This window comes from Ligilactobacillus animalis KCTC 3501 = DSM 20602 (genome assembly GCF_001434535.1).
Classification (GTDB): domain Bacteria; phylum Bacillota; class Bacilli; order Lactobacillales; family Lactobacillaceae; genus Ligilactobacillus; species Ligilactobacillus animalis.
Genome location: NZ_AYYW01000005.1, coordinates 1 through 21750 on the forward strand (window position 1 = coordinate 1; position 21750 = coordinate 21750).

The 21750-nt window shown below is 42.7% G+C and carries 19 protein-coding genes and 1 pseudogene; 7 read left to right on the top strand and 13 right to left on the bottom strand.

The features are described from left to right. Window positions 1-427: 427 nt before the first annotated feature. The 12 genes from lysS to pth form a co-directional block, all read right to left on the bottom strand. Window positions 428-1924, bottom strand: a complete 1497-nt coding sequence (gene lysS / locus FC30_RS01755; RefSeq protein WP_004050100.1) for a lysine--tRNA ligase — start codon at window positions 1922-1924, stop codon at window positions 428-430. Between the two features lie 103 nt (window positions 1925-2027). Continuing rightward, the gene (gene dusB / locus FC30_RS01760; RefSeq protein WP_010689754.1) at window positions 2028-3023 is read right to left on the bottom strand and encodes a tRNA dihydrouridine synthase DusB; all 996 of its coding nucleotides are present in this window, start codon (window positions 3021-3023) and stop codon (window positions 2028-2030) included. A 70-nt stretch (window positions 3024-3093) separates the two neighbouring features. Beyond that, on the bottom strand, window positions 3094-3981 hold the full coding sequence (gene hslO, locus FC30_RS01765) for an Hsp33 family molecular chaperone HslO (RefSeq protein WP_056938456.1): 888 nt from the start codon (window positions 3979-3981) through the stop codon (window positions 3094-3096). A 112-nt stretch (window positions 3982-4093) separates the two neighbouring features. Further along, entirely contained in the window at window positions 4094-6214 is a 2121-nt protein-coding gene (gene ftsH, locus FC30_RS01770) for an ATP-dependent zinc metalloprotease FtsH (RefSeq protein ID WP_010689759.1), read from the bottom strand. 79 nt (window positions 6215-6293) lie between these two features. Beyond that, a complete protein-coding gene (gene hpt / locus FC30_RS01775; protein ID WP_010689760.1) occupies window positions 6294-6836 on the bottom strand; it encodes a hypoxanthine phosphoribosyltransferase in 543 nt (180 codons plus the stop codon). Beyond that, a complete protein-coding gene (gene tilS, locus FC30_RS01780; RefSeq protein WP_082597201.1) occupies window positions 6829-8199 on the bottom strand; it encodes a tRNA lysidine(34) synthetase TilS in 1371 nt (456 codons plus the stop codon). The genes hpt and tilS overlap by 8 nt, the downstream gene beginning before the upstream one ends. A gap of 59 nt (window positions 8200-8258) precedes the next feature. Beyond that, entirely contained in the window at window positions 8259-8759 is a 501-nt protein-coding gene (locus FC30_RS01785) for a S1 domain-containing RNA-binding protein (RefSeq protein ID WP_010689764.1), read from the bottom strand. Between the two features lie 79 nt (window positions 8760-8838). Further along, the gene (locus FC30_RS01790) at window positions 8839-9246 is read right to left on the bottom strand and encodes an FtsB family cell division protein (protein WP_010689765.1); all 408 of its coding nucleotides are present in this window, start codon (window positions 9244-9246) and stop codon (window positions 8839-8841) included. A 79-nt stretch (window positions 9247-9325) separates the two neighbouring features. Continuing rightward, complete coding sequence (locus tag FC30_RS01795) at window positions 9326-9595, bottom strand: RNA-binding S4 domain-containing protein (protein WP_010689766.1); 270 nt, start codon at window positions 9593-9595, stop codon at window positions 9326-9328. Beyond that, window positions 9592-11181: a putative polysaccharide biosynthesis protein gene (locus FC30_RS01800; RefSeq protein WP_056938457.1), complete on the bottom strand. Its 1590-nt coding sequence runs from the start codon at window positions 11179-11181 to the stop codon at window positions 9592-9594. Before FC30_RS01800 ends, FC30_RS01795 begins: the two co-directional genes overlap by 4 nt. Then, the gene (gene mfd / locus FC30_RS01805) at window positions 11171-14704 is read right to left on the bottom strand and encodes a transcription-repair coupling factor (RefSeq protein ID WP_029507350.1); all 3534 of its coding nucleotides are present in this window, start codon (window positions 14702-14704) and stop codon (window positions 11171-11173) included. The genes FC30_RS01800 and mfd overlap by 11 nt, the downstream gene beginning before the upstream one ends. Window positions 14705-14723: 19 nt before the next feature. Continuing rightward, entirely contained in the window at window positions 14724-15290 is a 567-nt protein-coding gene (gene pth / locus FC30_RS01810) for an aminoacyl-tRNA hydrolase (RefSeq protein ID WP_010689769.1), read from the bottom strand. A gap of 279 nt (window positions 15291-15569) precedes the next feature. Here pth and FC30_RS01815 point away from each other — a divergent pair, with 279 nt between their 5' ends. The 7 genes from FC30_RS01815 to FC30_RS01845 all read left to right on the top strand — a co-directional run bounded on the left by FC30_RS01815 (window position 15570) and on the right by FC30_RS01845 (window position 20842). After that, window positions 15570-16532 carry an L-lactate dehydrogenase gene (locus FC30_RS01815; protein WP_010689772.1) on the top strand — a complete coding sequence of 321 codons (963 nt, stop codon included), beginning with the start codon at window positions 15570-15572 and terminating at the stop codon, window positions 16530-16532. A 101-nt stretch (window positions 16533-16633) separates the two neighbouring features. After that, on the top strand, window positions 16634-16849 hold the full coding sequence (locus FC30_RS01820) for a hypothetical protein (RefSeq protein ID WP_010689773.1): 216 nt from the start codon (window positions 16634-16636) through the stop codon (window positions 16847-16849). Window positions 16850-17005: 156 nt separating this feature from the next. Continuing rightward, window positions 17006-17641: a cyclic di-AMP binding protein CbpA gene (cbpA, locus tag FC30_RS01825; protein WP_010689774.1), complete on the top strand. Its 636-nt coding sequence runs from the start codon at window positions 17006-17008 to the stop codon at window positions 17639-17641. A 126-nt stretch (window positions 17642-17767) separates the two neighbouring features. After that, complete coding sequence (locus tag FC30_RS01830; protein ID WP_010689775.1) at window positions 17768-18328, top strand: DUF536 domain-containing protein; 561 nt, start codon at window positions 17768-17770, stop codon at window positions 18326-18328. A gap of 2 nt (window positions 18329-18330) precedes the next feature. Further along, complete coding sequence (locus FC30_RS01835) at window positions 18331-19494, top strand: MFS transporter (protein WP_010689777.1); 1164 nt, start codon at window positions 18331-18333, stop codon at window positions 19492-19494. Window positions 19495-19546: 52 nt separating this feature from the next. Further along, window positions 19547-19957: a peptide deformylase gene (locus FC30_RS01840; RefSeq protein WP_010689779.1), complete on the top strand. Its 411-nt coding sequence runs from the start codon at window positions 19547-19549 to the stop codon at window positions 19955-19957. Between the two features lie 39 nt (window positions 19958-19996). Then, window positions 19997-20842 (top strand): DUF72 domain-containing protein, encoded by an 846-nt coding sequence (locus tag FC30_RS01845; protein WP_010689781.1) that lies wholly within the window; start codon window positions 19997-19999, stop codon window positions 20840-20842. Window positions 20843-20909: 67 nt separating this feature from the next. Here FC30_RS01845 and FC30_RS01850 read toward each other — a convergent pair. Beyond that, a pseudogene (locus tag FC30_RS01850) lies at window positions 20910-21674 on the bottom strand (tyrosine-protein phosphatase); the annotation flags it as partial. Between the last annotated feature and the right edge of the window lie 76 nt (window positions 21675-21750).

A 21750-nucleotide genomic window follows, 5' to 3' on the forward strand; every position in this document is an offset into this window, starting at 1 on the left:
AGAGACCCTGCACATTTGCTTATCGAAACTTTGTTCAGTTTTCAAAGATCTACTCAGTTGATACAATCAACATCAACATTTTAACACATTGAATTTTTCATGTCAACAACTTTTTTAATTTTTATCTCAGTCGTTTTTTGACGACTAGATTATTTTAACAAAAAACATTGAATGATGTCAATATTTTTTTGTTTTATTTTTTCTGCTGTAACAAATCAGCTTAAATATAATATCATGATTCCCAAGATGATGTCAACATCTTTTTTATATTATATTTTTAAGTAACTGCTCTGCATCAGCAACTTTTATAGTATAGCAAGGAATACATTTAAGCGTCAAGGACTTTTTTTAATTTTTTTGATCAACTTACATATATCAAAAAAATGCTGTGACTAAGCAGCCACAGCATAGAAAAAATATCTTATTTTTAGTTATTTTCGATCGGACGCATTGTTGGAAATAATAAAACATCACGGATCGAAGGTGCATCTGTCAACAGCATCACCAAACGATCGATACCGATACCTAGACCACCTGTAGGAGGCATACCATATTCCATAGCTTCGATATAGTCTTCATCGATACCTTCTGCTTCATCGTTACCAGCTTGACGTTCTTCCACTTGTGCTTCAAAACGTTCACGTTGATCGATCGGATCATTTAACTCAGTAAAGGCATTAGCATATTCGCTACCCAAGATAAACAATTCAAAGCGATCAGTGAAACGTGGATCCTTAACGTTCTTCTTAGCTAACGGTGAAATTTCAACTGGATGGCCGTAAACAAATGTTGGGTCAACGATCTTATCTTCACAGAATTGTTCGAAGAATTCGTTGATGATATGACCAACTTTCCAGTATTGTTCATAGTGAACACCATGCTCATCAGCCAAAGCACGAGCTTGTTCTAAAGTCATTTCTTCCCAGAAATCGACACCAGTATATTCTTTGATGATATCGACCATGTGCACGCGCTTAAATGGCTTATCAAAATCGACATCTTTACCTTGATAGTTCACGATGTTGTTATTTGACACTACTGAAGCAGCGGCTTTGAAGATACCTTCTGTTTCATCCATAACATCTTCAAAGTCAAAGTATGCAGCATAAGATTCAAGCATTGTAAATTCTGGATTATGTCGTGTATCGATACCTTCATTTCTAAAGACACGACCGATCTCATACACACGTTCCATCCCACCAACGATCAAACGCTTCAAGTGTAATTCAAGGGCGATCCGAAGATATAATTCGATATCTAGAGCATTGTGGTGAGTGATAAATGGACGTGCAGCAGCACCACCAGCTTGGGTATGTAACACTGGTGTTTCCACTTCCAAGAAGCCTTCGCCGTCTAAATAGCGACGAATAGCTGAAATGATCCGGCTACGGTTCACAAAACGATCGTAGCTTTCTTTGTTGGAGATCAAGTCCAAGTAACGTTGACGATAGATCTGTTCTACGTCTTGAAGACCATGCCACTTGTCTGGTAATGGACGCAAAGCTTTGGATAAGAAAGTCAATTCTGTCACTTTGATCGTCAATTCACCCATATCAGTCTTGATAACGTGACCCTTGATACCTAAGAAATCACCCAGATCTGAGCGCTTGAAGATGTGATACATATCTTCGCCCACTTCATCTTTACGGATATAAAGTTGCATTCTACCAGTGCGGTCTTGTAGATCAGCAAAGCCTACCTTACCTTTACCACGTTTAGCTACCATACGGCCAGCGATCGTTGCTGTGATCTCCAAGCCATTTAATTCATCTTTGTCCATTTCACCATACTTATCATGCAAGTCTTGGTTCATTGAATCACGTTCAAACCGATGACCAAAGGGATCGATACCTTCTGCGCGCAATTCTTGCATCTTTTCACGACGTACACGCAATTGGTCATTCATGTTTTGTTGGTTACCCATTTAAAAATCCTCGCCTTTCTTTAGAGTGTGAGAAAAGGTGGTGCCTTTTCGAACACGTTTCATCTTTACTATTTTTTAATTATAGCATACTCAAAAGTCATAATTAACGCCGAATTGGTTGAGCGATCATATCAGCCAAGAAATTATCAAAGATCTCTTGCATTTCTTGCTCTGTATCAGCTGAATTCAAAGCAGCTTTGGTTCTGGCTGAACGTGGGATCCCCTTAAGATAGTAAGCCGCTTGGGATCTAAACTCTTTTGGTCCCACGATTTCACCTTTAGCTTCAACTAAACGATGCAAGTGCTCTTTAGCCACTGCGATCTTTTCAGCTGGTTTTGGTTCTTCTAATAATTCACCAGTCTCTAGGTAATGTGTCGTTTGCTTAACGATCCATGGATTGCCTAAAGCCGCCCGTCCGATCATCACGGCATCAGCACCAACTTCATCCAACATCGTCTTAGCATCTTGCGGCGTGCGAACATCCCCATTACCGATAAATGGGATCTTCGTCAACTTATTAGCCACTTCATGCAATAGCTCCCAGTCTGCATGACCTGAGTAAAGTTGTTTTCTTGTCCGACCATGCATTGCTAATGCACTAGCCCCAGCTTCTTGCGCTGCCAATGCATTTTCGACCGCCAAAATGTGGTCCTCATCCCAACCGGTCCGCATTTTTACGGTAACTGGTTTTTCAACGGATGACGAAACGGCTTTGACCATCTCATATACTTTATCCGGATCAAGTAACCATCTTGCCCCAGCATCGGTCTTAGTAACTTTAGGCACAGGGCACCCCATATTGATGTCAATAATATCAGTATTGGTATTTTCCGCCACAAACTGAGCTGCTTCGACTAAAGTTTCCTTGCTTCCACCAAAGATCTGCACACTTGCTGGATGTTCACTTGGATCGACAAATAACATCTCAAGTGTCTTTTTGTTACGGAAATGGATCCCTTTATCCGAGATCATTTCACATACGACCATACCTGCACCAAATTCCTTACAGATCATCCGAAAGGCCACATTGGTCACCCCAGCCATTGGGGCTACCACAACTTGGTTTGGGATCGTGATATCTCCAATTTTCCATTCCATGGATCAATTTCACCTCATAAAATCATTCTTTACTTCGTTTGTAGATAATAGCACACTTTTATTTAAACGACTACTTTTCTTTTGCATTTTTTACGATCTCACGCAATTCATCTTCTGAAAAATGGTATTCACGATTGCAAAAATGACATAAAGCAGTTGCGCCGTGATCTTCTTTGATCATCTCTTCGATATTTGCTTCAGGTAGGCTGGCCATCGCTTGGGCAAAACGGTCCTTAGAGCAATCACATTCATACGCTACCGGCTTTTTATCCAAGATCTCAACATTTTCTTCGTCAAATAATTTGACTAAGATATCTTCTGGGGTCAAACCTTCACGCATCATTTCTGAAACTAGTGGCAAGTCTTTTAAGCGTTCTTCCAGTTTAGTCAAGACTTCATCCGTTGCTCCTGGCATGACTTGAATCAAAAAGCCGCCAGCTGTTTGGATCGTATTATCATCATTGACAAAAACTGACAACCCAACAGCTGATGGGATCTGTTCGGACTTAGCCAAGTAATACGTAAAATCTTCGCCCAATTCACCCGAAACAAGCGGTACTTGCCCGGTAAATGGTTCTTTTAAGCCCAGGTCTTTAGTAACGGATAGGAAACCTGTCGTTCCGACTGCACCTTTAACATCGATCTTGTGCTTATCGTTCAATGGTAAATGGATATGTGAGTGTTGGACATAGCCTTTGACCGTTCCATTGGCATTACCATCAACGACGATCGCGCCCAATGGTCCATCACCGTTGACTTTCACTGTCATCTTACCTTCACCCTTTAATGAAGCTTCCGATAATAGTAAAGTTGCGACTAATGTTCGACCTAAAGCTGCAGAAGCCGCACTCCAAGTATCATGATATTCTTGTGCTTGGCGAACTGTTTGGGTTGCATCGACCGCATACGCACGTAATTGCCCATCGTAGGCTAAACTTTTAACTAAATAATCAGACATTTTATTCACCTATTCCTTTATCTTTTTCAACAAATAAGGAGGAAGCAAGCGGGCGGCACATAGGCCAACTTACTTCCTCCTATTAAAATTTATTCCACCACTCGCTCAAAGACTAATCTTTATCCGAGTCTGTGTCTTTTTTATCCTTTTTTGGATAGAAGACTGTGGTTTTATTTTTATCAGCAGTTGCATCTTTTTCACTTGGGAAAGATGTCGTTTCATCAGCTACTTTGTTTTCACGTTTAGCAGCTTCTTTACGTTCCAAAGCTTCTTTTGATTCTTCAAAAGTCGTCGCTGTTGCTTTTTCACTTGGAAACTCATCTTCATTTTGGGCTGGTATCTTACCTGTCTTATACAAGCTCAAAATTTGCTTTTCATCAAGTGTTTCGTATTCAAGCAAGGCTTTTGCGATAACTTCATGCTGCTCTTTATGCTCTGAAATGATCTTCTTAGCCAAAGCCATACCTTCTTCGGATAAGCGTTTGACTTCTTCATCGATCGCATTAGCTGTATTGATCGAGAAGGCGGATTGACCAGGCACAGCATCCCCAGCAAACATGCCACTTTGACCTTCATATTGGACAGGACCTAATTGATCGCTCATCCCGTATTCGGTCACCATTGCACGTGCCAATTGAGTTGCTTGTTGGAAGTCATTGGAAGCCCCAGAGGATTGTTGCCCAAAGATAAGCTCTTCAGCAGCGCGTCCCCCCATCAAGCCAGCAATTTGTTCTTGCATGTCTTTCTTGGAAAGCAGCATTTGATCTTCTTTTGGTAACATGATCGCATAACCACCAGCACGACCACGTGGGACGATCGTAACTTTGTGAACGACCCGCGCATCGTTTAAGACCAGACCAACGATCGTATGCCCAGCTTCGTGGTAAGCCACGGTCTCGCGTTCTTTCTTGCTGATAACGCGATCACGTTTAGCTGGACCAGCGATCACGCGGTCTTCAGCTTCATCGATATCTGAGGCATCGATCGCTTTTTTGTTGCGCCGAGCAGCCAATAAAGCGGCTTCGTTGAGCAGGTTTTCAAGGTCAGCCCCGACAAAGCCAGGTGTTTGCTTAGCAATCATCTTAAGATCGACATCTTTAGCAAGTGGCTTGTTCTTGGCATGGACTTTCAAGATCGCTTCACGGCCCTTAACGTCAGGGCGACCAACTAAGATCTTACGGTCAAAACGTCCTGGACGTAGCAAGGCTGGGTCCAAAACATCAGAACGGTTCGTAGCGGCCATCACGATGACACCTTCATCACCTTCAAAACCATCCATTTCAACTAACAATTGGTTCAAGGTTTGTTCACGTTCATCGTGACCGCCCCCCATGCCATTGCCACGACGCCGACCGACAGCATCGATCTCATCGATAAAGATGATGGCTGGCGCACTCTTCTTGGCGTTTTCAAACAGATCACGCACACGACTAGCCCCGACACCGACAAACATTTCCACGAAGTCAGAACCAGAGATCGAGAAGAATGGTACTCCCGCTTCACCAGCGACTGCTTTAGCTAACAAAGTCTTACCAGTTCCGGGAGGTCCTTCGAGTAACACACCGGATGGGATCCGTGCACCCAAAGAAAGGAATTTACGTGGGTCACGCAAGAATTCGACTACTTCGACTAATTCTTGCTTTTCTTCTTCGGCCCCAGCTACGTCAGAGAAGCGAACTTTGTTGTTCTTCTTTTCAACTGGCTTAGCTTTGGATTTACCAAAGTTCATCACTCCACGACCATTGCCACCGCCTTGGCCAGCTTGTCCCATCATCATGTAGAAGAAGAAGATAAAGAAGACAAGGGGCAAGACGTAGATCAAGAGTTGGACCCAGATACTGCTGGATTCCTCTTCTTTAGCGCCATATTTGACTTTATTCTTAGTAGCATAGCTTTCGATCTGCTTAACTAAGGTATCATTGGTCAACACGTTGGTCGTAAAGGTCGAGACTTTAGTAGAGGTACCCGCAATACCTGTTAGGCCACCAGTCTTTTCCACATTAGCTGGTTTTTTGTAGGTACCTGTGATGCGGTAGGTACTACCTGCTGGTTGCATTGTGAAATCTTTGACATTGTTTTTCTTCAATTCGGTAATGAATTGGCTCGATTGAATCTGTTGTGATTGAGTACCGCCACGATTACCGACAAAGTAATAGAGCGCACCCATAATGCCAAGGAAGATCACAATGTAAAATAGACTATTCTTCACTAGTCCATTTTTGTTATTATTCATGGAGTTCCTCCTTTTAGGTAAATTTCATAAAATTTAAAGCTATCGAACCAATAATATCATATTTGACTAATATTGACTATTAATTGTTCTCGTAAACTTCTGGTTTCAAAATACCTACGTAAGGCAAGTTACGGTAATGTCCGATGTAGTCTAGACCATAGCCGACCACGAATTCATTTGGCACTTCAAAGCCAACATAATCAGGCACGACAGATTTCACCCGACGCTCAGGTTTATCTAATAAAGTACAGATCTTAACTGAAGCTGCATTTCTGTGTTTGAGCAATTCTACTAACCGTTCCAAAGTGCGACCCGTATCGATGATATCTTCGACGATCAAAATGTGACGATCTTTGACAGAAACGTCTAAGTCCTTGATGATCTTAACTTCACCAGATGATTCAGTTGCATCGCCATAGCTGGATACATCCATAAAATCAAGTTCACAGTACGTGTCGATCTCACGCACGATATCGGCCATAAACAAGATCGCACCCTTCAAAACGCAGATCACGAGGGGGTTTTTATCCTTCATGTCGGCGGTGATCTGTGCCCCTAATTTTTGGGCAACTGCTTGAATATCTTCTTTGCTGTATAAAATTTCTTTGATGTCGTTATTCATCATCTTTTACCTCTCTTCGCAAAACTATTATGTATTGCATTTTAGCATTTACGAGCCGTGGTGACAAATCAGTTTTTTTCACTTTAACGACCCATAAAATGTTTCCATCCTTGGCTGCAACTAACCACAGACGCTCACGTTTAGTTTTCGCTATTTTTCGATCGATCAAGATCTGCTTGATTTTTTGAGTTCCGATCTTAGTTTTCATACGATCGCCGGGTCGCCGGTGACGCAAAAGAAATGGTGCCTCCTCTGCAGACACGGCTAAGATATCATCACCTGGGCGCGGGCGGTAAGCATCTTTAAAAAAGAGCCCGACTTTTTCCGTCTCAGATATCCATTGCCACTCGCCTAATGCCAAAGATCGCTGAAGCTCTAAGTTCTCACTTGGCAAAGGATGATCAGCGATCCAGAAATGATGGTATTCTTTGACCAAAAAATATCCTTGGCCCAGATCGAGTTGTCCCTGTGGCTTAGTAGTGTTATTTAGCAAACGGTTAGCTTGAGCCAGTTTTTTTTCCGATAATTCTAGCTGATTTTGTCGGAAAAGTTGGCGTAAAAGCTGATTTTGCCACGGCACGGCCAACGCTTGCCACTGCTCTAAGGCATAGCTACCATCATCTTGTTGTAATTTAGCCAATTTTTCTTTACTCGCTTCATCGGCTAAGCTAAGAACTTCACTCAACTGCGTAGCGTAATTTTCCACATGCGCTAAAAATTGCGGATTTTCTTGCTTTAATTGCGGAATAACGTGGTGTCGCAAGCGATTTCTCAAATAGTCATCGTGTCCATTAGTCTCATCCTCAAAATATGTGATGTTTTGTTCCTGAACTAGATGTAACAATTGTGCTTTGGTAAAGCCCAACAACGGGCGGAGCAACTCGGCTCGATTCCCAAATTTACGTCTGCTTTTGATCCCCGTCAATTGCGCCAAGTCGCCCCCACGCAACAACTTCATCAAAAAGGTCTCAGCTTGATCATCGGCGTGATGCGCCGTCAATAAGTACTTGATCTTTTGTTTTTCTAGTACTGTTTCAAAAAATCCATATCGCATTTTGCGGGCTTTTTCTTCCAGTCCAGTCTGTGGATGCTCAGCTACAGCCCAAGTCTTGATAAAAAGAGGATACCCGTGTTCTTGGCAATAGCGTTGGATAAATTCTGTCTCAGCCTTACTTTGGTCGCGTAATTGATGATCGACATATGCCACACTGATCTGCGGACGCATTGCTACCGGCAAATGCGCTAACAGCCACAATAATGCCATCGAATCTGCTCCCGTCGAGACCGCCACCAAGACTTTTTCTTTAGCTGAGAGCTTTAAATTTTGCCACTGTAGGGCAAACTGCTGTTTTGTCGCTTGCATAAAATTTCTCCCTTAAAGCACTAAAGGACCGTGACAAAATGCCACAGTCCTTTTATATCTTAGCTACGGCGCCCACCACGGCCACCGCGCTTACCTTCCGTATTCCGTTTCAAAGAGGTCAAGCGTTCGTCGCTTTCTTTTAAGAAACCAGCCAATAAAGAGTCGAAGTCTTTCTTTTTGTTTTCAGTTTTGCGAGGCGCAAAGGAACGACCCTTGCCCGCATTACCGTTATTTCTGTGATTATTTCCCTTACCATTGTTCCGGAAGTCGCCTTCACGTTGGTTGCGCTCTTCTTTGGTATTTTTCTCAAACTCTTTTTGAACATTGTCGCTTGCTTTTCTGATCGATAAACTGATCTTACCATCTTCACCGACCGAAAGCACTTTGACTGTTACTTTATCCCCTACTGTCAACACATCATGGATATCCTTAACAAAATTATTTGAAACTTCACTGATATGCACCAAGCCAGTTTTTTTATCCCCTAAATCCACAAAAGCACCAAAATTAGTGATTCCTGATACTTTGCCGTTGACTTTTTCTCCGACTTCAATTGACATAAAAAAATTTTTCCTCCTAGAAAGTTCTAATAAAATACACCTAAGTATATCACGATACTAGTAGTTTAACCAAAAAAATTTATTTTTCTGAATCTAAGACACTTTTAGCCTTATCATCGGGCAAATTATAGATCGTTTCATTGTCACGAGAATAGTAATATTTCTCCCGGATCAACTTCTCTAAATATTCATCATCATTTAGCTGCTTTACCCGTAGTTTCAAGCTAGAATTGTCTTTTTTTACCTTATCAAGTTTTTTTTGAGCAGTTGTCGTCTGTTGCTTGACCGTATGTGCTTGCCACAAGTTGCGTCCGACTTGGACTAGACAAACAACGGTCACGACCGTCGCGATCACTGCAAACAAACGCATTATGACTTTGTGTTGCAGATAACGCCGGTTTTTGGCGGCCATCCGCTTTTTGGCAGCTGTTTTTTCCCGATAAAAATCATTATTCATGACTTTGATCTTTTGCTTATCTTCTTTCATTCAGTTAGACCTCACCAAATCATCCAAAACCGTTACATATTTACGACGATTATAACAAACTTGGTGTTAAAGATTCAATTTAGAGCCTAAAATCTTCCTTATATTCTTCACTGATGATCTCGTACATACCCTTAGCTTCATCTTTTTTGGTCGTATCCTTTAATTCTAGAACTTTCAAAGTCAAAGTTTTATTTCCAAAATTGATCACTAAAGTATCGCCTGTTACCACATCACTAGCGGACTTAGCAACTTTGTCATTGATCGTGATCCGGCCTTGGTCGGCGATTTGTTTTGCCACACTGCGCCGTTTGATCACACGTGAAACTTTTAAATATTTATCTAATCTCATAAGATTCCCTCTTTTCTGATAATTTTTTGCCAAACTTTCAAGATCTTTTTGCCCCCGGGTAACATGAGCCATTCGCGGACGCTAAATAATTTGAACGCTAAGGCACACCCTAAAAAGACCAGAGCCCCTAAAAAGGCTCCTCCAAGCGACATGACGAGCGTATCGCTACGCTCATTACCGATAAAATGCATGTAGCTCATGGTAAATATCCGCACACTGATCAGCATCACAGTGATCGCTAAGCCTAACTTGAGCCAAAAATGCCCTTCATTGAACAACCCTTTGACGATCTCAGGGCTAAACAACAGCATAAAGACTAGCGCAAAAATCAAGCTAAGCACGGTCGCAACACTGGCACCCATAATATTCATGCGCCCGACCAACCAGATATTTAGTACGAATTTTAGAACTAAAGCACCTAGCAGACCGACAACCGTGATCAAAAACTGATTCAAACTCTGCAAGATCGAATTATAGGTCCCGATCAAAGTGATAAAGATCACGCTGACTACATAAACGGCCAATTCGGCGCTCAAATTCGCATCCCCAAACAGTAAAGTGTTGATCTGTGGCATCAAGACGCCCATCCCAAAACAAGCTGCCACCGAGATCGCCGCACTGACACGCAACATAACTTGTGCGATCCGCCGAAATTCAGCGTATTTCCGCTTTTGCAACGCTTGACTCAATGCCGGCAAGAGCGTTGAAGAAAAACCGATCGCAAGGACCATGCCTAACTGTAATAACGGTTGGGCTCGATCATAGATACCCTTTAGATCTTTAGCCGCCGCGGCTGGGATCCCGTTGTGCAATAACCCACGTACGAGCGTAAAAGAATCGATCAACTGCAACAAGACCATCGTCGAAGCAAATAAACAGATGATCAAACCATCGCTAAAGAGTTTTTCGATCAGGTAAAGATAACTGAATTTAGGGGCAGCCGTTTTTTTGAAAAACTTTTTAGCATAAAATTTGATAAAACTCAAACAAGCAACTACTGCCCCCGCACTAGAGGCCAACATCGCAACAGATCCCATCCGGTATAAGGACCAGTCAAAAAGTGTAAAGGCCCAGGCTGCTAAGATGATCATCCCAACCCGCATGAATTGCTCAGTCACCTGTGAGATCGCAGTCGGGAGCATATCAAATGTCCCTTGATAATAGCCCCGTCCGACCGCCAAAAATGGCATGAACAAAAACATCCAAGCCACACTTTTGATCAAAACTGTCAGCTGTGGATCTCCCATCAAAAGTGCAATAATCGGGGCAAATACCCGCAGTCCGACAAAGATCGCGCCCGAAAAAACGCACAAGATCAAAAATACCTGTTGAACTAAGCGCAGTTTGGCCGCTTCATCGCGTTGTTCGGCAACTAGCTTAGAAATGTAGACCGGAAAGCCGGTCAAGGCAAAAGCAACGCCGATCCCATAGAGCGGATAGACCTGCTGATAGACATAAAAACCAGTATTTCCAACAATATTTTCAAAGGGGATCCGATAGACCGCACTTAAGATCTTAGCGATCAACGACGCGATCGAAAGGATCAAAGCCCCTTTCATCGTCTTTTTGACTTGCTCATTTTTCATCTACGGTTTCCTCGATCTGTGGTTTGTTATCGATCTCAGCCATTAAATTAAAACATAATTTTTGGAGCTTAGCCAAGAGTTCTGGTTGCTGTGCTGGTTGCAAAGTCAACTTGATAGCTGTCTTTTTGTCCGTCGTTTCAAAGGTCGCATCGAGTCCAGCTGCATCCAACGCTTTGAGAATCATCGGGGCATTGAATTTTTTCACCCCTACAGGCGCAAGATCCAATGTGAGCTTAGCTGCACTAGTTTGAGTGATATTGGCTAATAATGCATGATCAGCATATAGCTTCAATAATCCAACTTCTAGTAAATTAGCCACCTCAACAGGATATTCACCGAAACGATCGATGAGGTCTTCTTTGATCTCTTCATATTGTTCTTTATTTTCCAATTGGTGGATCCGCTTATAAAGTTCGATCTTTTGGCGCGGATCTTCGATATAACTTTGGGGTAGATAAGCTTCTAATGAAAGATCGATCTGACAATCCGTGTGTAACTTAGGCTTAAGGCCACGTTTCTTAGCGACTGCTTCATTCAACATCTGCGTGTACAACTCATAGCCGACCGAATCGATAAAGCCATGTTGTTGCTTACCTAATAGATTACCCGCTCCCCGGATCGAGAGGTCACGCATCGCAATCTTGAACCCTGAACCTAATTCGGTAAAGTCCTTGATCGCTTCCAGACGTTTTTCGCTCACTTCCGTTAAAACTTTATCAGGTTCATACATGAAGTAGGCATAGGCGACACGGTTCGATCGTCCGACCCGTCCGCGTAATTGATAGAGCTGAGCTAGCCCCATCCGATCAGCATTTTCCACAAAAAGTGTATTGGCATTTGGGATATCGACCCCAGTTTCGATGATCGTTGTCGTCACTAACACATCGTATTGGCCCGCGATAAAGTCCATCAAGATCCCTTCCAATTGAGTCTCTGTCATTTGCCCATGGATATAAGCGATCTTAGCTTCGGGCACTAAGCTCCGTAGCTCATCGACCTTTTTTTCGATATCATCGACTCGATTGTGCAAGAAAAATACTTGCCCCCCACGTGCCATTTCGCGCTTGATACCATCCACGATCACCCCGTAATTTTGTTCCATCACATAGGTCTGGATCGGATACCGATTCATCGGCGCCGTCTCGATCACCGATAGATCCCGCACACCTAACATCGACATATTCAATGTCCGCGGGATCGGCGTAGCTGTCAGTGTCAAAACATCGACAGTCGACTTGAGTTCTTTTAGACGCTCTTTATGCTTGACCCCAAAGCGTTGTTCTTCATCGATGATCAACAAGCCCAGATCAGCAAATTTGACGTCTTTAGACAATAAACGGTGGGTCCCAACAACGGCATCACACTCACCACTTTTTAGCTTAGCCAAAGTTTCATCAACTTGTTTTTTAGTGCTAAACCGTGATAAGACACCGATATTGACGGGAAAACCCTCAAAGCGCGCCTGCATCGTTTCAAAATGTTGTTGCGCCAAAACCGTTGTCGGCGCTAAAAAAGCAACTTGCTTGCCGTCTTCGATCGCCTTAAAGGCCGCCCGTAAAGCAACTTCAGTCTTGCCGTAACCCACATCACCGATCAACAAACGATCCATCGGGCGTTCTTTTTGCATATCGGCTTTGATCTCTTTAGCACTCCGCAACTGATCAGGTGTTTCTGAAAAAGGAAAAGCCGCTTCAAATTCCCGTTGGTAACTATCATCTGGGGGAAAGGCATGCCCTTTATTAGATTCACGTTGCGCATACAATTCGACCAGTTCATCGGCAATGTCTTCGATCTTAGCGGCAACTTTGCTCTTGGTCTTAGCCCATTTGTTACTACCTAACTTGTTGATCCGTGGCGTCTTGCCTTCCGCTGACACGTATTTTTGGATCCGATCGAGCTGAGAGACCGGGATAAAGAGCTGGGCATCCTCTTGGTAAACGATCGTCATATAGTCTTGGTGTTTACCACCGACTTCTAAAGTCTGCATTCCCATAAAACGCCCGATCCCATGGTTGACGTGAACGATATAATCCCCTTTTTTCAGATCGGTATAGCTCTTCAAACGTTCTGCGTTACTCATCGTTTGGCGTTTAGGTTGTTTGCGTGAGCGTTTAGCAAAGAGTTCTTGTTCAGTCAAAACGACTAATTTTAATTCCGGTAATTCAAACCCACTGTTCAACTGACCTAAAGCGATCTGCACTTGACCAGGCTGGATGTCATCGACTGATCCTAATAAAGACGTGATCCCAAAATCGGCTAACGTTTGACGGAACTTTTCTTGGCGTTCTTTAGTACCGACCAGCAAGACAACGGTTTGACCGCCTTCTTTCCAGCGCATTGCTTCGGCTTTTAGCAGTGGCATTTGGCCAAAGAACTGTTGGACCATGCGTGCTTTGATGTCTAAATGCTGCACAAAGCGCATCCGCCCCATCCCCTTAGGAAAGGCGGCTAAAAAGTTTTTAGACTGTTTGACCTTCTTTTCTAAAGAGCTCAATTCGTGGCCTAAAACAGCATTCGCAAGTAATTGTTGTTTTTCCAACTGCTCAACGATCCAATTTTGTTCTTCTTGAATTAGTTGTTTTTCTTTTTCGCGCAAACGCGGGTAGTCATCAAAAAATACTTCACCATTTGGAGCTAAATAATCGAATAAACTGAGCTTTTCAGGATAGATATACTCAACTAAGCTCAGATCTTTAGCACTTAATTCACCCTTCAAAAAGGTATCGATCTTAGCTGAAAAATTCTTATCCAGTTGCTCTTTTGTTTCTTTAGCCAGATTAGTGGAAGCTTTTTTGACAGCTTCATCTAAAGCTAACGCCGCTTTTTCCAAACGTTCCTTATTAAAAATAAGGTCAGTTGCCGGTAAGATCTGCACCTGTTCAATATTTTCTAAACTGCGCTGATCAGCCACATCAAAAGTCCGCAATGAATCTAACTGCGTATCAAAAAAATCTGCCCGGAGCGGATCTGACATATTTAAAGGAAAAATATCTAGGATCGAGCCCCGCAGTGCAAAGTCGCCTGGGCGTTCAACTTGCTTTTGACGCGTATAGCCCATTTGGCCCAACAACTGCACCAATTCAGCTAATTCATAGTCTTGGCCAACGACCAGATCTAACTGGCTTTTTTGCCAAAGTTCAACTGGGGGTAAAAAGCGCCGTAACCCCGACATTGAAGTCACGATCAGCTTTTTTTCCTGCTTGGCTAACGCTTCCAACGCTAAAACACGTTGCGCTTTAAATTCAGGTGAACTCGTTGCCATTTCTGACGCCAGCATCTCTTCGACAGGAAACAACAAAACATCAGCTGGATCTAAGATGCTTTCAAGATCATCAGCTAACTGTTGGGCCCGATACAAGTCATCACAGACGATCAATTTTGGACCTGCATTTTCTAAGAACAGCTCAGCTAAAAAAAGCGTCTTAGCCGAGCCGGTCAGTCCCGTGATCAAATGACGACCTGGTTCTTTTTGTGACCACTCTTTGACTTCTGGAAGACTCTGAAAGGCTTCCTTTAGTTTCATCTTCATGGCGTATCCTTTCTTACCTGTTACGGTTGAACTTATTCATCACTTGCGCAAAATCATCGGTCTTGACCCACTCTTCTAACGCTGCTACTGCATCAGCTGCTCCTAGATCGAAGTTTTCGCGTTGTTCTGGCGTGAAGCGACCTAAGACCCAATCAACGACTTTGGTTTGCTTCGGATGATCGATCCCCACCCGTAAACGGTCAAATTGTTGGGTGCCTAAATGAGCGATCAAACTCTTGATCCCATTATGTCCTCCAGCAGAGCCTTTTTGCCGCAACCGTAAACGACCACAATCAAGATCCATATCATCATAGACGATGATCACATCATCAAGATCTAAGTCGTAATAATCCACGATCTGGCGAACTGCACGACCTGATTCATTCATATAAGTAGTCGGTTTAGCCAACAAAACTTTTTGGCCCCCGACCATACCATCAGCTAGTTGAGCATCAAATTTTTCCCTATTAAAGGAAAGACCATTTGCATCTGCAAAGCGATCCACGATCATAAAGCCCGTATTATGACGGGTATTTTCATATTGACGGCCAATATTACCTAATCCTACGATCAATTTCATCTTTAAATTCAAAACCTTTCACATCTAAAAGAAAATTTACATTACCAAAAAAAATGCACACTGTTCAAACCGTACTTAGGCACAGTTAAGCGTACATCTAGCATTGAAGCGTCTAAAAAGACGCTTCCAATAATTGATTTAATTTCACTAAGTATACCACACTTTGTGATTTCTACTGAAAAAAAACTTACAAACTCGTGAAAACTTTGCACCATTTACTGAAAAACATGTTATACTTATGGAGTATCAATTAAGTTACTTAAGAAAGGATGAATTACTGTGTCAAAAACACAAAATCATCAAAAAGTTATTTTAGTCGGTGACGGCGCTGTTGGTTCTAGCTATGCATATGCAATGGCTTTACAAGGTATTGCTGAAGAATTCGGTATCGTTGACGTTGTTAAAGAACGTACTGAAGGTGACGCATTAGACTTGATCGATGCTACAGGTTACACATATCCTAAGAAGATCTACTCTGCAGAATACTCTGACTGCAAAGATGCAGACTTAGTTGTTATTACTGCAGGTGCTCCTCAAAAGCCTGGTGAAACTCGTCTTGACCTTGTTAACAAGAACTTACGCATCTTGTCATCAATCGTTAAACCAGTTGTTGATTCTGGTTTTAACGGTATCTTCTTGGTTGCTGCTAACCCAGTTGACATCTTGACATACGCAACATGGAAGTTCTCTGGCTTCCCAACAGAACGCGTTTTAGGTTCAGGTACATCCTTGGATACAGCACGTCTTCGTGTTGCTATGGCTGACCTTACAGGCATCAAGGATCCTCGTTCTATGCACGCATACATCATGGGTGAACACGGTGACTCCGAATTTGCTGCTTACTCAGCTGCAACGATCGGTGCTGTTCCATTCTTGGATTGGGTAAAAGCTAACAACATCTCTCAAGAAACTCTTGATAAGATGGAAGATGACGTTAGAAATAAAGCTTACGAAATCATCAGCAAGAAAGGTGCTACATTCTACGGTGTTGCGGCTGCTCTTGCACGTATTTCTAAAGCTATCTTACGTGACGAAGATACAGTATTGCCAATCTCCGCATACATGGATGGTCAATACGGCTTAAACGACATCTACATTGGTACACCTGCTGTAGTTAATGCTGATGGTGTTAAGCAAGTTATCGAAGTTCCTTTGAACGAAAAAGAAATGAAGCAAATGCAAGAATCTGCTAAGACTTTGAAAGAAGTTCTTACAAACGGTTTGAAGAGCTTAGAAGACTAATCTCTTAGCATTTTGCTCAAAGCAGTCGAGGTCTTGACCTCGGCTGCTTTTTTTATTCACCATATCCTGTGGTAAAATGAACGTGAAAGGTGTGAGTTAAAATGTTTAAAACACAGATCAACGCAGATGTCCCGATCAATGAAGGGTCAGGACAGATCGTTACCGAGTTACCATTTATTCCCCACAAAGGGGACTTTATCATGGTCGGCGATGAACAAACGCAATGGGAAGTTGTCAGCAGCACCTTTATCGTGCATGATAAGTTCCATCCTAAAAAAGACTTTGTCGATCTCGTCGTGAAAGTAAAACAAGTTTGATTTTTTTAAGGCTGGTCTTGACCGGCCTTTTTACTTGAAATAGAACATTTTGCAAAATTTTGCACATTTATTCAATTTTTAGCTTCCATTATTTGTTTTTTATGTTATTATGTATTAGGATATTATGAAAACAAAATGAAAGCCGAGGAGATATTTATGCTACTGAAAACATTGATCAAGCCTAAAAAAGATCTCGTTACAGTTAAAGAAGATATCACACTGGAAGAAGCCCTAACAGTGCTCGAAGATCCCGGTTACCGTTGTGTACCGATCTTGGATGAAACTGGCAAGATCTTCCGGGGAAATATCTATAAGATGCATATCTACCGTCACAAATCTCGTGGAGGTGATATGAGCCTACCCGTGACCCATTTGTTAAAGAATGCTAACAAGTTTATCCCGATCGATTCAGCCTTCTTTAATGTATTTTTCTCGATCAAAGATCTTCCATATATTACGGTTTTAGATGAAAATAATTTCTTCTATGGTATCTTGACACATACGCGTTTGTTGGATATGTTGACCCAATCTTGGAATTTCAATGTCGGTAGCTATGTTTTGACCGTTGTCTCCTCAGGTGAACGCGGTGATCTAGTCGATATGGCTAAGATCATCACTAAATACACTTCGATCGCAAGCTGTATCACACTTGATGTGCAACAAGGTGAATTAGTCCGCCGTACATTATTTACCTTGCCATCCGATGTTTCACATGAAAAATTGGAACGGATCGTCGCAAGCTTAGAGCGCAAGAACTTCAAGGTCCCTGAGATCGAAGACTTACAAGCCTAATACCTTTATCCCCCTACTTATCATCAAGTGGGGGGATATTTCTTATCACTAAAGTTATGTAACAACTTACAGTGAGTGTGTTAAAATGTTTATAACTATACCTCTTAACGAAAGGAATGAGCCCTATTGGCCGAAAAACTTTATACGACTCAAGAGCTTGCCGATAATGTCGGTGTCAGTCGGTCAACGATCTACCGCTTTTTAAAAGTCAATCAGATCCAACCAGTTGAAATAAATGGACGCTCTAAACTTTACAGCAAAGATACCTTAAAACAAGCAAGGCGCGAATTACTTTTACCAAGTACTAGCAAAAAAACTACCCTTGCGACTGAAGCTAAACACCTTGATCAATTACAACACCAACTCGAATTGATCAATGAACAGTTACGCGAAAAAGACCGCCAGATCGCAGAATTACACCAACTGATCGATCATCAACAAAAATTGACTCTTTCCGCCACGAAACAGTTAAACGATCTGTTAGCTCTGCAAGAGACCGATCCTGATGCCATCAAGATCGCAGCGGCTGAAGTTCAACGTCAATTACCCGAAAATAGCCAAGCCCAACATATCTTATATCCGACCCAAGGTGTCAGCTATAAGACGACTAATGCGATCAGTACTGAAGAAAAGAAACCTAAAAAGCGGGGCTTCTTTAGCTGGTTTCGTCGCAACAAGCGTAGTTAAGCATGAAACAAAAGAAAACCTTTTTAGCACTTATCGCTTCATTTAATCTTGCTGCTAACTACGCTCATCCGATCACCCCAGCTTATTTCAAGCTACTCGGACTCGATAGTGCCATGTTTGGCTATGCTTTTTCCGTGATGTCTTTGGGGATGTTTCTTGGCTCACCTTTCTTTGGAAAATTAGCTGAGAGTTTTCAATCTAAAGTCTTGATGACTTGGGGCTGCTTAGGTTACTCATTAGCCCAAGTTCTCTTTGCGATCGGACATACCCCAGCGATCATCTTATGGGGGCGCTTATTGGCGGGCTTTGCCTGTGGAGCCTTTTTTGTTGGGGCTTTGAATTATATCGCCAATACCTCCACCGCTAAAGAACGAGGTGCCAACTTGACCTTAAACGCAGCGGTCCAAACCGTCTTTGGTGCTCTGGGTTACTTTGTCGGCGGGATGCTTGGGACATACGATCTTTATTGGGCCTTTGCGCTCCAGATCGGGCAACTCTTTTTCACAGGTGTCGCCTTTTATCTACTCTTAGGTCCAGATCTTACCGCCCAAAAAGCCCCAGATCTCAAAGAAGCAGTCCGCAGTTTGAACTTTTTTAGTAGCTTTTCAACTAAAGATACTCAGCTCTCACGGGCACTTTGGATCTTATTAGGCGTTTCAGCTCTGACCTTCTTAGGCTATACTTCCTTTGATCAAAGCTTCAATTATTACTTAAAAGACGTCTTTGATCTGGCAACGAGCTATAATGGTAGCTTTAAAGGGGCAGTCGGGCTGATTTCACTTATAGCTACGATGACGTTAGGAATGTATTTGGTCAAACAAACTGACCTCAATAAAAGCACGACTTATATTTTGTTCATCTGTGCTTTCTTTATGGGGGCGGTCTGCTTAGCTCCTGGTTTGAGCAGCTTTTTTGCTTTAAATCTAATTTTCTACGGCTTTTATGCTATCAGTGTGCCAATGGTCCAAGATCTGATCACCAAACAAGCTACACCAGCGACCCAAGGGACTGTCCTTGGCTTTTATCAAGCTTCCCAATCATTTGGCCGGATCATCGGAGCCTTTGTCGCTGGGCTTTTATATGACGTCAATGTTTTAGGCCCATTTATTCTAGGTAGTCTTGCTTTTCTGATCGCAGCTATCGGTGTTAAAATATATCAAAAATAGCAGTATGTCCAGAGCTGGGCACACTGCTATCTTATTATCAAGAGGTGTTATTATGATCCGTGAAATCAATCACGACCCTAAATTTTTAAGTCAAAAAGCTGTTCCAGCTACGCCCAAAGACGATCAGGTCGTTGCTGACTTGTTCGATACGTTACAAGCTAATCAAGCACGTTGCGTAGGTATGGCAGCCAATATGATCGGTGAAAACAAACAGATCATCGTCTGTCAGATGGGGCCCCCAGCTTTTCCGATGTTAAATCCTAAGATCATCAAAAAAGCGCGGCCCTATCAAACAACAGAAGGCTGTCTTTCACTTACAACGACAACAGAGACAACGCGCTATGACCTGATCACAGTCCAATACTTTGATCGGACCTTTACCAAGCAAAAACAGGAATTTCAAGGTTTCATCGCCCAGATCATCCAACATGAGATCGATCATCTAAATGGGATCTTGATCTAGTTACAGTTTTACTTTTACCCAGTCGAAAGGATTTTGCTTATGATCACGATCGGTGCTACTACTTGGAGCGAACATAAAGCTCTGATCACTGAAGACCGCCCTGTTACATTGGCAGAGTATGCGGCAAATTTTCCTGTTGTTGAAGTCGATACCTTCTTTTATGGGATCCCCCGTATAAGTACCGTCAAAAATTGGCAAACGCAAGTCCCACCAACCTTTCAATTCGTCGTTAAAGCTCACCGGTCGATGACAGGCCATGTCGATAAAAAAGCTAATTTGACCGAATTGACAGAAACTTTTGTCAACTTCAAACTTGCGGTAGCTCCATTGGTAGCGACTGGTCAATTGAAGACGGTCTTATTTCAATTTCCACCGTACTTTATCCCCACGAAAAAAAGCATCAACTATCTGCGCCAGATCAGAGCCTGGTTGCCCGAGCTACCGTTATGCTTAGAATTTCGCAATCAAGCTTGGTATCAGCCTAAGACACTCCCGTCATTAGTTGCGTTTTGTCGCCAAGAGCGCTTTACTTTAACGGCAGCTGATGAACCACATCAAACTGAGGCTTCTGTGCCATTTTATCCGGTGGTAACGACGCCCGACTTGATGTTTTGGCGTTTACACGGCCGTAACCAACAAGGTTGGCTCAAAAAAGGTCCCAATTGGCGTAAGGAACGAACTCTTTATCGCTACGATCACGCTGAACTTGAACAGTTCAAACAAACTCTTACCGGCCTGCAAAACGATGTCAAAGAGATCTGCATCATCTTCAACAATAATTCCGCGGGCGATGCAGTCCCTAACGCCCTGGCTTTAAAAGAGCTGTTAGGGATCGACTTTGAGGGCCTCGGACCACCACCGCCGACCCAATTGAATCTGATCTAGCTAAAAAAGATAGCCCCAACCAGGCTATCTTTTTTAGTATTACCCATACGGCACTAAACACTTTTGCTCACACTCTATCTAAATATATCTTCTTTAGGTCTGCTACCTGCAACTTGGTCAAGGCTAATTCGTTGTGCAAATAATTTTCTAACGAACCATATTCGCGCTGCATCACGTTCATCGCAGTCTCTAAATATGTCTCATTGACTGAACCCAACGCACGAAGATTAGTCAAATAGATCTCTTGACCTGTCTTTGGTAATTGACGCTTGGCTAATTGCTTTTCTTGCCAAGGGGCTAAATACTTGTTTGAAGCTAAATAATCACGTTTGATCGTTGCTTCATCGACCCCTAATGCCGTCAAAAGATAGATCGCACCCATCCCGGTACGATCTTTACCCGCGGAACAATGGAACAGCACCGAACGACCTTCATCACTATTTTCCAACAAGACATCAAAGAAATGCCGGTACGCCTTCTTCGCACTGTCGGTCAACACGATATCATGGTAAGCCCGTAACATATTGTTGAAACCTGCTTGCGGATCGGTGAAAAATTGCTTTGCTCGCTGATCTTTGGCAGTACTCTTGGTCTCATCTTCTGGAAATACCGGTGCAAAATGGTAAGTCGCACCCGTTGGAACTTTATCCGGTGCATTTTCTTGTTCTTCCGATGAACGAAAATCAACATCATGACGCAAACCATACTCCGCTAAAAAATCAATGTCTTTAGGCGATAAATTGCCTAAAGAAGCGGCGCGGATCACCTTATTTGCCTTTATCTGCTGTCCATCTTTAGTCCGATAGCCACCCAGATCTCTAAAATTAACACCCTACTCTAGTGGTAATAAAACTGGCATGCTCTCACCTTCCTAATTGTCTTTACTGCCACTATACTTAGGTTTTGAT